Genomic DNA, 13,370 nt, shown 5'->3' with positions numbered 1-13,370 from the left:
AGAGCGCTAAGCACCACGTTAGTCCTGTGATTCCGATGAAATACCAGTCAATCGGAAATAACCGGTCCGAGCATCGTTGTCAGAAATCAGTTCTTGCAATAGATCTGGCAAGCTCATTCCACTCCAACGAACCACTTGTTCAATGGCATAAGCCATTGGCGAGTGAGGCTCGGTTTGCTTAAAGAACTCAGCAATTTTGCCGAGTTGTTGGATCGCGTCTGCGCGATTTCTTAGTTGATTACTGGGTCCTTCTGGCACTGCCTCACCAGACTGTTCATCAGATTCTGTTAGTGTTTCTTCAGTTACCGTTTCAAGCTCAACCGCGCTAAGTTTGTCGGCAGCCAAGTAACGCACTGCCTCCATGCAATCGGTTAAACGCTTAACTATGTGCGAACTAGGTTGTGGCTCACCCACCGCTTCATCCATTGCTGCAGATAACTGCAAATAGGCTTGAGAAGCCGCTTCAATGTCTTGCAGTAATTCTGTGAAAAACGCGGTACTAGTGGCTTTTACTGTAAGGGTGATGTCTTCAAGCTTTACTGCGCCAGAAGCATGGCGCTGGTTGCGCTTAGTTTCTTCTAAACGCTCAACTTCACTGGCTTGTTCAAACTCCCACAGCGAATACGGCTGCTCTTCGATTAGGTCAGTGAGTGGCACGCAGGCAATTGGCATTAACAGAGTGCCTTCGCCGTCGTAGCCGTTTAGGCCAACTAACGGAGCAACACGTGTCACTAAGCCATCTTCGTCCGGGCTTGGATATAAATTTTCCCAATGGTTTTCAATTAAGGTGCGCGCAATATCAAAGCCTTGGCGTAAGCCTTTAAAGCCTTTGCGGCGCACTAAACCTTCGATTAACCAAGCCGCTAACTCTAAGTCTTTACAGCTTTCAACCAGTACTTCAGGTACTTGATTGATAATCGGGTCCCACTCATTAGCAAAGCTAAGTAAGGGTTCGTTATCCACCAAAGCATTACGTTCCGCGGCGCGAGCCGTATTACGCACATCTTTGAGGGTAAAATACGTAGATAATGGCGATGCGTCTAAACGCGGGTCTTCGCCGGTTGGTAAGTCTTCTGACACCGGCTGTGCAAGTTTTTCAAAATCAATATCAGACAATTCTTGAAACATTCGCTTAGCCTCTCACCGAATTACGACGATTAAAAAACACCGGCACGGTGTCATCACAATGCTCTTCTTCGCTATCAGCATCGCTTTGACTCACCTTAACCAGTACACAGCTCACGTTATCGCTAGCGCCTTTTACCAGTGCTGAATGCATTAGAGCCAAGCCAATATCAGAGACGCTATTTGCTTGCATGCACATGGCTAAATCGGTGTCGTTAAGCTCTTTAGTTAAACCGTCTGAGCACAGTAAAAACTGGTCGCCAGGCAATAGCTGACCAGAATTTTGGTCAACGGTGAGTTCATCACTTACGCCAATGGCGCGAGTAATAACATTTGAAAGAGGATGATCTTCCGCTTCAGACTCAGGGATTAAACCTTGCTCCACCATGTCCATTACTTGGCTATGATCGCGGGTTTTACGCTGTAGATGATTTTGGCGCATTAAGTAGATACGGCTATCTCCCACCCATAAGCAATGATAAAAACCATCGCGCACATGCAGTAAAACAGCGGTACTGCCAGCGGTTTTTCCATCTAGGTGTTGCTGCGAAAAATTGATGATTTGCTGGTTAGCTTGCAACAAGGCCTTACGTAAACAATCGATGCTTAAGCTGGCTGCTGGGGTTTGCTCAACACACTGCTTAACACTATCAATCACCATTTGGCTTGCAACATCACCCGCTGCATGTCCACCCATGCCGTCGGCGACTACCCATACGCCTTCTTCACGTAAATCAAGCACAGCATCTTCGTTGTAAGGGCGAACCTTGCCAGGATGGGTTTGCGCAAAACTAACAAAAAATCCATCCATCAGAGTTGGACTAGCTACCATCCCCATTGCTCCCATTGGCCATCTAACATGGCTGAAAATTGGCTCACTAATGGCAAACTTTCGCTCACCAAACTGCACTCAGGAACTAGCTCAGAGCCGTTAGTCCACCAGATGCAGTAACGATCTAAACGCTTACGTAATTGCTGATGCAGTAAATGTTCAGCGCTAATCGCCTGCTCACTTTGCAACACTAATTGCTCGCTCTGCTTAGCATGGTTAAGCAACGGATTGGCGGCTTTGATGCCATCTAACCAATCCAGTTCTGCCACGCTTTCTGCCCAGCGAACTACGTCGGTATCATCATCCAGCAGCTTCAATACTTTTTCTTCGCTTAGCTCGCTCCACTCACGCTGCTGCCAAACGTCAACCGGTACTTGGTTAATCGGTTTGGCCATAGTGAAATAAAAGTGTCGGCCTACTTGGTCAACACTCGGCATTAAGGTGCCAGCAATAGCAGACTCACCACATACCCCAGCGGAGAGAGCAAAGTGCCAAATAGGACTGGTTAGGTAACAATCTAACCAACGCTCGCCTTGCTGCTCACGGCTTACCGCAATAACCGCCTGCAACCATTCACTCCAACTGGCAACAAAATCACTTGGTAAATGGCTTTGAATAAAGTCGCCGCGTGCTGGCACTTTGCCAAAATGACCAAAACCGTTTACAGCGTTACCGGACATGAGAACCTCGCTAAGTCTTTAGACCAGAATGGGTGCATAGCGGTTGTTGGAATCAACTCCAACTGCACTTTGTTCCCCTTAAACTCAATATCCAACACGTTATCTTTACGTGAGTCAGGGCGCTGCTTAGCTAAACCATCAAGCATGCGGAACAAGCCCCAATGCCCTGGGTAAGTCTCTGAAATAGAGTGACCTGATTTAGGCGGCACAAAGGCTAAACGGGTGCTGCGGCTAGAGTCAGTTGGCCAAATAAAGTGAGAGGTACGCTGCGGACCATGGCGATATACCAATTCTTGTTCGCCCAACTCAACCCGGAAGTTATTAATGTGGCCATCTAAGTAAAGCGGCTTAAGGCCAAACTCCACCCGTGGCGTTTGCGAGCCAGGCTCAAAAAATACATCGCGAATACGGCGAGCTTGTTGGAACACTTTTAGTGAGCCTGGGTCGATGCCTACCGAACGCTCTAACTTCCAGTTACGTTTGCTGGTATCAACGGAAGACTTCAAGTAACGCTCAAAGAAGGTATCCATTGTGCCGCCATAACCAAAGAAGCGACCAAAGTCTTTTAGGCGAACTTCATCAGCCGCTTTGCTATCAAAGGGATACTTTCCACGAATCGCGGCGCGGTATTCTTTGTAAACACTGTCTTTCCAAATCGCATTAACATGTACCTGAGCACCACGTTTAGCCAACGAAGAGGTTTGGCTAGACAGCTCGCCTAGCATGGTTGAAAACGGCGCCGGTAAATCTTTGCGAGAGCGACGTAACGCACTAGTAACCGCAGCTTGGCTGTTATCATCCATCAAACTGGTGTAAGCCCGTTTGTTGTTTGACTCAGACAATACTTCTAGATAATCACGCAGTTGCAATAAAGAGACATGCATGCCTTCTAGATCGGCTTCGCTAATGTTCAAGAAGTCTTCAAATTCTGCTTCTACTTCAGCGCCGGGCAAGGCCAATTTTGCCTTGGACATATCGTTTGGTAAGAAGCGGTTAATCCGTGCTTTTTGATTCTTCAAAGCAACATCAGCAACATTGCCAGCCACTTCACCGGCCATTTTAGTGTTGTCACTCATTGCCACTTCGGTAAGACGTAACTCTTTCTGCACAGCCAGAATAAAGCTTTGCAGAGGTCGCTCAGAGCCAGTTAAGTTCTTAGCTAGCACTGCGCCATCTTTCGCTGAAGCGTAAGGGCGAAGTTGCACGTCGGCCAGCAATTGCTCCCACTCAAAAACATAGTCACGGAAGTAACGTTCACTCACCGCTTTAACCACTTCATCACGGGTTGCTTCATCTATCGATAAGCTGTCACCGTATACCCAGCTGTCTTCCATCAAGCGTTTTACAATGCGGTTATTCTCAATGCGGAACAAACCGTGGAAGCCGCTGTAGGTATAAAGGCCAGGAATGCCTTCATGTAACGGCTCACCACTATTGCGGATGAATACTTGGCGACCTTGACGACCAAAGACATCACTCAACCTAAAGTCGGCTACGTGGCTAGACAAAAACTCTATACGTAAACGTTGATAGGCGCGTTCGGCCAAAGGCATACGGGTTAACACGCTACGTGCTTGAGCAATCGCGTTGTCATTAACCGGGATAAGGTTAATTCCTTCAGCAAACAGGTTGCGAGTATGAGCCATTAAATCTTGGCGAAGGCCTTGGTTAATTTCACCTGGTAAACGGCGCTCGTAAAAAATCTCAAACCAGCTATATATTTGTTCAATTTCACGGTGCTCGGCATCGTAAATCATCAAATAGGTTTTTAGCGTTTCGTAGAGGTACTCGAGGTATTCTTCGTTCTCGGCCAGCTCGTGAGTAAGCGACTCAGTTAAGTAGGTCGCAAAGAAACCTTGTAATGCTCGCTGATAGGCCATTTGTGCCGGTTGGCCAATTTTTTCACCCTGATAAAGCCCCATGCGATGAACATCTTCATTCACCAATTGCTGACTAAAACCAGCCGGTAAATCGCGTAATGCATTAAGTGCCTGAACCAAGGTGATTACGTCGGTGTCGGTAGACAAACCAGGTTTAACAATGGCCTTATACTGATCCACAGCTGCTTCGCTGGTATCAACCAATTGTTTGTTCCAACTGTAACTGTTGTACCAAAGCAAACTACAGGTAAGTAAGCTAACCACACAGCCGCCAGCAACAATGCGTCGTGTCCACATTGAATGTTTTTGGTGGTGACGATTCACCGAACCAACAAATTTTTCTGGGAAAATCACGTCTTCAAGCAAACGCTTAATGAAGTAGCCCTTAGTTTCTCCACCTTGCTGTTTTAGCGGTACTTGCCCTAAACCTAATCCGTTTGAGGTTTCGGCCATAACCCGATCAATCGGTTTACCCTCTTGGGTAGCACTCGCAATATACAAACCGCGCAACATCGGCGCTTCTTCAAAGGCATTTGGCGAGAATATTTCTTTTAAGAAATCATCAATGCTCGATTGCAATAGATGCATTTGCTTAGGGAATTCGTACATCAAAGTACGCTTATCAATATCGCGCTCTTGCTGTAAACGAACGTTTAAGCGAGTTTGAATGCGTTTCAAAAGACCGTGGAATTCACGATTAAATAAACCCACTACACCAGTGTCAGCATTCTCAGCAGTAAGCGGGAAAGTAATTCCCCAAATTTGCTCACGTTCGTTAGCGTTTAAGTCGGCGAAAAATTCACTAAAGCCGGCAATCAAGTCAGCTTTAGTAAGCACCACATAAACCGGGAACTGCATACCTAATTGGTTCTTAAGCTCCTGAATACGTTGCTTAATCGCACGCGCATGTAAGTTGCGCTCGGTACGAGTTTGTTGAATTAGGCTAGCCAAGCTAACGGTAACAATTGCGCCGTTAATCGGACGTTTAGTACGGTATTTTTTAAGTAGACCTAAAAAACCTAACCAAGCTCGAGAGTCTTTAGCGCTGTTGCTGTCTTGGGTGGTATAACGGCCAGCGGTATCAATAAGTACCGCTTTGTTAGTAAACCACCAATCACAATGGCGGGTACCACCAACACCAGCTAATGGGTCATCACCTAGCTTGTCTTTTAGTGGAAACTCTAAACCTGAGTTTTGCAGCGCGGTAGTTTTGCCAGTGCCAGGAGGGCCGATCATAATGTACCAAGGAAGCTGATATACACCTTGGCCCTTAGCCAAACTTGAATTTTTAAGTACGTCTAAAGCGGTAACCACGCGCTCGCGTAAGGTTTCTACCTCACGACGGCTTTCTTCGTCATCGCCATGCTCATCTTGACCATCTAGTAACGATTGCACCGCTTCTTGATTTTGCTTAGTGCTACGAACGTGCTGCCAAAACTGATAGATAATGCAGATTAATGCCAGCGTAATGATGGTGAACCATCGAGCACTGGCGCTACCTAAAGGCTCGGCACCTGCAATCGCAATCAATGGTCCGCCAAACCAGATCAAAAAGGCCAGCGCCAAAAAACCCAGCAAGGTGATTGCCCATTTAGATTTAAGCATTTGTACTAAGCGTTGAAAAAACAAACTGTTAAACATTTCTCAATCCTTTAAGTTTGCTTAATAAAGCAAATCAATCTCTACTCGACGGTTCAACGCACGCTCAGATTCGGTGTTGTTACTCGCTCGAGGATCTGAATCACCTCGCCCTTCTGGCCATAAGCGCCCTTGTAGCAAGGTGCCTATCGACATACTGTTGGCAACGGCAGTGGCGCGAGCCAAAGATAAGTGCCAATTTGAAGGGTAGCGACTAGTGAAAATAGGTTGGTTATCGGTGTGACCGGTAATCAGCACTCGGCCAGTGGTGGACTCAAGCGCCCGCGATAGCTTTTGCAGAACAGGAACTACCGAAGACTTCACTTCGGCGCTGCCAGGGCTAAATAGTTCACTTGAGTTGATAGTGATCCGAATACGGTCACTCAGCGGTACAATCTCAAGCAACTGGCGGTCTACTTCCGTTTGCAAGCGCTGTTGCAGCATCAATACTTGTTGTTCATCAACTTCAGCAGAATTGGTGGTGGTGCTTTCCCAGCGGGCTAAAGTATTAATTTGATTAAACACTTGGTCTGAGTAGCTGTTAATGAAATAGCTACAAGCCATATAGATAGACAACAGCAATACACCAAATATTGCGGCAATCACCCAGATCGGTAATCCACCATTAGCTTCACTGCCGATGCTGACACTGGCTTGGCTTTTAGGAGAAAGCTCAATATCGGCTTCGCCATGAATAGCTTGTAAACGTTCAAAAGCCTGCTGGCGATATTCTTCAAGTTTGTCTTGGCCGCGTTCTTCTACGCGCATTTTGCCAACAAAACCGAGTGACAAGCACAAGTATTGCAGCTCAAGCAACTGAGGCTTGGCGTGCGGTGCAGCGAGGTTTTCATCTAACAAGGTAAAGAAGTGTTCGCCGCCCCACGTTTGCGAATGAAACGTAGACAACAGGCTATCGCTGGCCCACACCGACTGGCCACCCCAGTTGGTGTTTAATACCGTTTCATCAATGAAACAACATACGCAGTAGCGAGAAGCTTCAATGATTTCGGCGCTCACCTGCTGGTGACGTAAGTTGGCTTCGTAGTCACGAATTTTATCGATACAAACCTGACGCAATGAAGCGATGTCACCGTGTTTTACGGTGCAACGAATCTGTCCCACCATCGACAAAAGTGCACTAGCTTCATCAATTAGCGGGTTATCGCCAAACTTTGGCAATTGCACACCACGCTCTTTGTTTTTGGAAGGCGTAATCACTACGGTGCATTCAGCCTCTGCTGCTGAAGCTGCAATTTTGCCCAAGTCGCTTACTGGCTTATTGCCACCGCGACTCCCAGGTCGAGGCTTCATTACTGTCACTTCTGACATCTTATTTCATCCTTGGAACATTGATTACTGGCTAATTGCCCAAATTTGCATTTCAAGCTCGGGATAGTTACCCGACAGATGGATGGCTACGCCACCACTGGCACTAAGCCGTGACCAGTAATCGTTGCTTTTATCCAATTTGAAATAGTGAAAGCCGGCGTGATATGGAATTTGTCGCGGCGCTACCGGTAAGCCAATGGCTGAAATACCTGGCAATTGGTTATTCACCAAATCTCGAATGTGTTCAACCGGCCCGATTTTCACTTGAGCAGGGAAGCGCTTGCGCAATTCATCCGGGCTGATATTGGCGTTTACCGCTAACACGAATTCGGCGCGTTCTAATAAACCTTTGTCTTGAACTTGGGCGATCCGGATACCGTAGTTGGTTTCGTCCAGTGCAATTTGTACTGCCGTTTGCTCCAGTACCATGCTCATAAACTGGTTAAGCACCACCATCACATCGCCAAATACACGGGTGAGCTCATCATGTTGATAACCTGGAAGTTGTGGAGCCCGTTTATCTTTGCTAGAAAATGTAGCTAACTCGCCCGCTAAACCCGCTAACTCCTGGAACAATCGTTCTGGGTGTAAGCCGTTAGTTGCTAGAATGTGAGCAATCAATGCGTCGTAACGGTTTAATAACTGCAACATTAAAAAATCGGCAATTGAGCTGGCACTGCCCTGGCCTGCGCCAATACGTGCAGCTAAGGCTTCAGCACGTTGGCGTAACATGCCATGCACTTCGGCCAATTGTTGCTTAAGCACCGAGTTAGCTTGCGCATTTAAACTTGCGGGAATAAATTTCTCGTCGAGGCTAACTTGCCCCTCTTCCGAAACTTCAATGATCTTAGCGATAGCTAAGGTGTCGTAGCCCGATAAGTTGTCACTTTCTAACTTAAGCTCAAAGCCAGCCTGGGCTAGTTGCAACACTTCCACCGCGTCGTTACCAATGTTGGTATCTACCACTTCATGATCAACAAAACGGTAGCGAGTCACACTACGACCTTGTGCCGATACATTCAGTCCATTGGACTTTTCGGTAGGTAACGCCAAATACACCAACTGATCTCGAATACTGCTGTCCAGCGATAACGCTTCAGGCAAAGGATCACGAGTGGGGCTAACCATTGCCGCACCATCTTGCAAACACGCGCTAATACTACTTAAGCCGAATTTACCGTTACTTAGTAGGGAGCGGTCTACACTTAGCTCTGTTACTCCCCAGTAGTAGCTGGATTGCTGCAACAAATTCTGCTGCAACTGAAAATTCAAACTGCGTTCTTGCTGCTGAAAGTGTTGAGGACGCAAAAACATCCCCTCGCTCCACGCGACACGACAAAAGTCACTCATGTTTAATCCCGAAATACTGCTTATGGATTGCCAACAAATACAGCGAGCTCACCTACGTGAACATCAAAGGTTTTGTAATTAGTAGGGTCGACAGTGACCACTTCACGCCAGCTGGCGGTGTCAATGTCTCGGTAGGCGACAAGCACGCCGGCATAACGAACGCCAGGCGATAAAGAAAGCTTGTATTCAAATTGGCTACCGGGTTCAAACTCAAACTCGGTGCGATTGATTAGATCAGGGCCAAGCACTTGTGAAGCGTCATCGTACAAGGCGAAGAAATCTTGGCTATCAAACAAGGTGCGTGAAGACAGCTCAAATACTTTAACCACTACAGGCGAAGCTCGGCCGGTGATATCTGGGTTAACATTGTTGGCTACATGAAACTGTAGCTTTGAATATGGTTCGACTACGTAGTTGGCTACAGTACAGCCCAACATTGACATACTCAGTAGCACACTAAGTAATAATTTCCCTACTTTGCTCATCGTTGTCCCTTTTGCTCTATGCTTTTTAAGGTTGATTCATAAGCCTTGGCAAAATCTTCCATGTAGAAGGCATTGCTGTTTTGGCTAAACTCATTTTCCAAATCACTGTAGATCGAACAGTAACGGTTCCAGCTTTTATGCTTTTCAATTGCCGAATACATCTTGGCAATCCCTTTGGCGTTCTGATCTTTTGATTCTATCGATTTAGGGTCGAGCAGCTGCATAACACCTGCTACTGCACCTTCAACCCCAGATAACAGCGCATACTCATGGCGCTCTAAATCGATAAACGCTTCTTTAACGGCTCGTTCTGGAGGTAAAAATCCAGCCGTTTTGCGTTGTAATAAGTTATGAATGGCATCTTCGGCATTAGTAGAAAACTTAAGCGGGTTGTTTTCATTCCTTCTGAAAGTCGTTTGATTGATGCGACTGTTCTCTTTAAAGGCTGCGCGATTGTGTAAGGTATTCATGATGCCATCAAGGGAGTCGCGAGTTATCACGCCCAACTGATGCCACCAACGTACAGGGTTATCCTGAGAAACTAGCTCGGGAGATATTCCCATTCCTTCCAAAAATGCGGCCAGATGAGCTTGCTCATCTGCGCTAGAATACTGTGCTTTAACGGCAGCTGCAGGCGCTGCCGGAGTAGCTTGCTTGGTAGTAGCAGCTGCAAAAGCGAGTGGATCATTGGCCATTGTATTTGCTACTGCAGCAACTGGCTCTGCTACCGCAGGCTGCTTAACTTCAGGAACAGCAGCACTTGGCACGGCAGCGGGTTGCTGCGGAGCGCTAACGGCAACGGGTTCTTGTGGAGCGGGACTGGCAAACAAAGCATTCCAATCTTCCGGAATGCTGGACTGCTCATCATTCATCGATTGCGGCAATGCAAAAGCGTCATCAAGATTGGCATTAAGCTTAGCGTCTAAACTACTGCTGTTGTTTGCAATAAGCTCTGGTTCAGCCAATACACCAAAATCTTCTTCAAGATTAGTTGCTGGCATTGCAGCGGGAGCTTGAACAGTAGGAGCAGCTGTGGCTACCTGAGCAGAGCTTGGCGCTTGCTGAGCAATAGCTTGAGCGGATATCGCCACTTCTATTTCGTAGTCGCCAATTGCTAAGGTATCACCGTCGTTAAGCTGATAAGGCTGGTCTTTTGCTAAGGCCTCTACCGAGCGGTTAACAAACACGCCATTGGTAGACGTATCGTATAGCCAAAACTGCCCATTGTTTGACTCAATACGCGCGTGACGACTAGAGATAACTCTTTCTGGATCGAGCAAACACCAAGAGCATTGGCTTGCCCTACCAATGGTAATAACTGACTCCCCTGACGTAGTAGAGAGCGTCTTCTTCTCTTCCACACCAGAGGTAAATCTGTGATAACTAATCACAGATAAACTCAAATTCATAATCTTCCGTCCCTTAGAAGTCTTTTTATTTTGAGAAGAACCCATTCCCTCAAAAACACTAGTGATTTAGATATCACTAGAAAAAGAGCCGCTATTATTACACTTAATAAATAATCCAATCAATAGAGATTATAATAATTTTAACAATAAAATTTTTCTGGCTTTCTTTGTGTTTTGATATTTTTATTGTTAGCATCCAAGCCTTTGTTTTAGCTGCATTGAGTGTCGGATTTCTTTACAGTGAACAAAAAACAAACAAACGCAATAGTCATTTTAAATAACATGAATATTGTTCTTGTATGGCTACAAGTAATTTAAAAGCAATATAAATAACAAGATCTAAAGAATTCTAAATAAACGGTAAAATTTAATTAATATATTTGTCATGCATTATTAAAGTAATGTATATGGCTAGCGAATTAGGGTAGTACTCATGGATGATGCAAACAAAGATCAAGCTGCTTCGCCAAACACCAAGGCTGAAAATAAAACTGCAAGCTCAACGGCATCAGATAAAACCGTTGTAAACAACACCGAAACAGCAACAAGCAAAAAAACCAATGCACGCTCCAACAAAGAGCAAGTGATAAATCGGGTGATTAAAAAGCGCTACCAAATCGAAGACCTAGTGGGTCATGGTGGCATGTGCGATGTTTACCGAGCAAAAGACTTGTTGCTAGAAGCAGCTGGTGACAGCCAACCTTATGTAGCCATCAAATTGCTGCAGAAAGAATTTCATGACCAGCCAGATGCTGCTCGAATTCTTATCCGAGAAGCACGCAAGACTCAGCGCTTAAGCCACCCAAATATCATCCGAGTACATGACTTCGGGGTAGATCAAGAAGATTACTACCTAGTTATGGAATGGTTAGACGGGCAAACACTTGATGAAGTCATTAAAAGTCATCGCCCCAATGGCCTTACCTTTAAAAGCAGCCTAGCGCTGCTCACTCAGTTAACCTCGGCGCTTCGTTATGCCCACCAAAATGGCGTAGTACACGCCGATTTAAAACCGGGTAACATCATGTTATCGCGAGATGGCACCATTAAGATTTTTGACTTTGGTGTATCTCGCGCACTCAACCTAAATGCCGATCAATACGCTGCCGACAAACCTGAAGAAACGTCACCAGTTAGCGGATTTACACCAACTTATGCCTCGCCAGAGTTGTTAGATGGCGCCGCACCAAGCATTGCAGACGACGTATTTGCGTTTAGTTGTATTGCCTACGAGTTGTTGTCGAGTAAACACCCCTTCAATCGCAAAACCGCTAACCAGGCGGCTAAAGAAAACATTACTCCTAGTAAGCCAAAGCATGCGCCTTTGTTACGTTGGGGTAAGTTGAAGCGCGGTCTCAACTTCAATTTGAAACAACGAGTAACCGATTTAGACCAAATCGAAAAAAGCCTTACCCAAAGCTTTTTAAAGCCCAGTTTAAGTGTGATTGCCATTGTTGGTGTTGCCGGTGCGCTCAGTTATGGTTTCCAACAAATGGATGGTCAGCTAAAGCATAGCCAACAGGAATTAAGCCGACTACAGCGGGAGAACTCAGCCAATCAAGACTTAGTGAGCTTAAGCCCGCAGCAGTTTTTGCCTATGCTAAATACCATTCCGGCAAAACAGCATGTGCCAAAACAAGCCTTGCTAAGAGACAAGCAACGTTTGGTGATCGATTTCTACGAGAAACAAATCGACGATTTACTTAATAATCGCCAAAACGCTTACCCTGATTATTACGCTACCCAATCTTTGCTGCAGGAAGTAAACCGCATTTACCCAGATTCATACAGCTTGGCCTTAATTGCTGAAGACGTGAACCAAGGGTGGATGGGCACGGTTGAAGCATTGGTTCAGCGACTCGACTTACATTTAGAGCAAGGTCGTTATCAACATAGTGAAGATGGCGATGACGTTTACACGATTTACCAAGATTTACTGCAAGTGAGAACTGACTACCAGTTTGCGCCTAACGAAAAATCTGAACAGGTATTTACTCAGTTATTTGATAAAGCGGCCGACCAACTTGATGTGGTTGCTTTAGCGCAAATGATTGAAACAGGTGAAACCTTCTTCGCCAACAGCGAACAACAGCAAGAGCGTATTGCTCGAGCACTTGAGCTAAAAACTGCCATTGCTGCTATGGCTAGTTACAAACAAGCTATCGCCGATGAGCAAGAAGCAGAGTTTCCCTATCAAGCTGCTGAAGTGTTTTACCAAAACCACTTTAGTCAATTACAAGAGCGTATCAATGGCCTTACTCGGGTGAAAACCCTAGATAAAATGGCCAAAGAAGTAGACAGCATGGCTAAAGACTTGCCCGACGATTTTTCTCACTTAGTTGAAACTCGTCAAACAATGGCCAACAAATACCTTCGCTTCTCTGATTACTTGCTGAAAAAACGCCGCACCAAAGAAGCTGGCGCAGTAATGAAGAAAGCCCAAGACTTGATGACGAAAGTGCAAAATGCACGAGTGGCAGATAATGCCTAGCAACGCTGTTGCCCGTTAGTTCAAAATAAAAAGGCCGAGAAATCGGCCTTTTTTCATTTCGCTGCGCCCGTATCTTATCTCTTTTCAGCCAAAACTAGAGCCCTTAGCTTCGTTAGCTATCTGCGGATAAAAGCCATTACCTTTTAATGGT

Annotated in this window: 9 protein-coding genes; 1 reads left to right on the top strand and 8 read right to left on the bottom strand. The window is 45.9% G+C overall.

Annotated elements, in window-relative coordinates:
- Nucleotides 1-18: 18 nt before the first annotated feature.
- From tssA to tagH, 8 genes are read right to left on the bottom strand one after another with little or no spacing between them, the layout of a single operon-like run.
- Nucleotides 19-1,128, bottom strand: a complete 1,110-nt coding sequence (tssA, locus tag LQZ07_RS00800) for a type VI secretion system protein TssA (RefSeq protein ID WP_152783831.1) — start codon at nucleotides 1,126-1,128, stop codon at nucleotides 19-21.
- A gap of 4 nt (nucleotides 1,129-1,132) precedes the next feature.
- Nucleotides 1,133-1,957: a PP2C family serine/threonine-protein phosphatase gene (locus LQZ07_RS00795; RefSeq protein WP_227981479.1), complete on the bottom strand. Its 825-nt coding sequence runs from the start codon at nucleotides 1,955-1,957 to the stop codon at nucleotides 1,133-1,135.
- Nucleotides 1,951-2,637, bottom strand: a complete 687-nt coding sequence (gene tagF, locus LQZ07_RS00790) for a type VI secretion system-associated protein TagF (RefSeq protein ID WP_152783833.1) — start codon at nucleotides 2,635-2,637, stop codon at nucleotides 1,951-1,953. Before tagF ends, LQZ07_RS00795 begins: the two co-directional genes overlap by 7 nt.
- Nucleotides 2,619-6,158 (bottom strand): type VI secretion system membrane subunit TssM, encoded by a 3,540-nt coding sequence (gene tssM / locus LQZ07_RS00785; protein WP_152783835.1) that lies wholly within the window; start codon nucleotides 6,156-6,158, stop codon nucleotides 2,619-2,621. The genes tagF and tssM overlap by 19 nt, the downstream gene beginning before the upstream one ends.
- A gap of 21 nt (nucleotides 6,159-6,179) precedes the next feature.
- Complete coding sequence (gene tssL, locus LQZ07_RS00780) at nucleotides 6,180-7,484, bottom strand: type VI secretion system protein TssL, long form (RefSeq protein WP_152783837.1); 1,305 nt, start codon at nucleotides 7,482-7,484, stop codon at nucleotides 6,180-6,182.
- Nucleotides 7,485-7,508: 24 nt separating this feature from the next.
- Complete coding sequence (gene tssK, locus LQZ07_RS00775) at nucleotides 7,509-8,834, bottom strand: type VI secretion system baseplate subunit TssK (RefSeq protein WP_152783839.1); 1,326 nt, start codon at nucleotides 8,832-8,834, stop codon at nucleotides 7,509-7,511.
- Nucleotides 8,835-8,854: 20 nt separating this feature from the next.
- Entirely contained in the window at nucleotides 8,855-9,319 is a 465-nt protein-coding gene (gene tssJ / locus LQZ07_RS00770; RefSeq protein ID WP_152783840.1) for a type VI secretion system lipoprotein TssJ, read from the bottom strand.
- Complete coding sequence (gene tagH / locus LQZ07_RS00765) at nucleotides 9,316-10,728, bottom strand: type VI secretion system-associated FHA domain protein TagH (RefSeq protein ID WP_194164171.1); 1,413 nt, start codon at nucleotides 10,726-10,728, stop codon at nucleotides 9,316-9,318. The genes tssJ and tagH overlap by 4 nt, the downstream gene beginning before the upstream one ends.
- 433 nt (nucleotides 10,729-11,161) lie before the next feature.
- Between tagH and LQZ07_RS00760 the strand changes: the two genes are divergently transcribed.
- On the top strand, nucleotides 11,162-13,219 hold the full coding sequence (locus LQZ07_RS00760; protein WP_152783844.1) for a serine/threonine-protein kinase: 2,058 nt from the start codon (nucleotides 11,162-11,164) through the stop codon (nucleotides 13,217-13,219).
- Nucleotides 13,220-13,370: the final 151 nt, after the last annotated feature.

The organism is Agarivorans sp. B2Z047, from assembly GCF_023373605.1.
GTDB lineage: Bacteria > Pseudomonadota > Gammaproteobacteria > Enterobacterales > Celerinatantimonadaceae > Agarivorans > Agarivorans albus.
The sequence above is the reverse complement of the archived record's forward strand: the minus strand, read 5'-3'. Positions and strand labels throughout refer to the sequence as shown.

Excerpts from the sequence above, each read along its gene's own strand:
- tssA (WP_152783831.1), bottom strand. The coding sequence starts at position 1,128 with ATGTTTCAAGAATTGTCTGATATTGATTTTGAAAAACTTGCACAGCCG.
- LQZ07_RS00795 (WP_227981479.1), bottom strand. The coding sequence starts at position 1,957 with ATGGTAGCTAGTCCAACTCTGATGGATGGATTTTTTGTTAGTTTTGCG.
- tagF (WP_152783833.1), bottom strand. The coding sequence starts at position 2,637 with ATGTCCGGTAACGCTGTAAACGGTTTTGGTCATTTTGGCAAAGTGCCA.
- tssM (WP_152783835.1), bottom strand. The coding sequence starts at position 6,158 with ATGTTTAACAGTTTGTTTTTTCAACGCTTAGTACAAATGCTTAAATCT.
- tssL (WP_152783837.1), bottom strand. The coding sequence starts at position 7,484 with ATGTCAGAAGTGACAGTAATGAAGCCTCGACCTGGGAGTCGCGGTGGC.
- tssK (WP_152783839.1), bottom strand. The coding sequence starts at position 8,834 with ATGAGTGACTTTTGTCGTGTCGCGTGGAGCGAGGGGATGTTTTTGCGT.
- tssJ (WP_152783840.1), bottom strand. The coding sequence starts at position 9,319 with ATGAGCAAAGTAGGGAAATTATTACTTAGTGTGCTACTGAGTATGTCA.
- tagH (WP_194164171.1), bottom strand. The coding sequence starts at position 10,728 with ATGAATTTGAGTTTATCTGTGATTAGTTATCACAGATTTACCTCTGGT.
- LQZ07_RS00760 (WP_152783844.1), top strand. The coding sequence starts at position 11,162 with ATGGATGATGCAAACAAAGATCAAGCTGCTTCGCCAAACACCAAGGCT.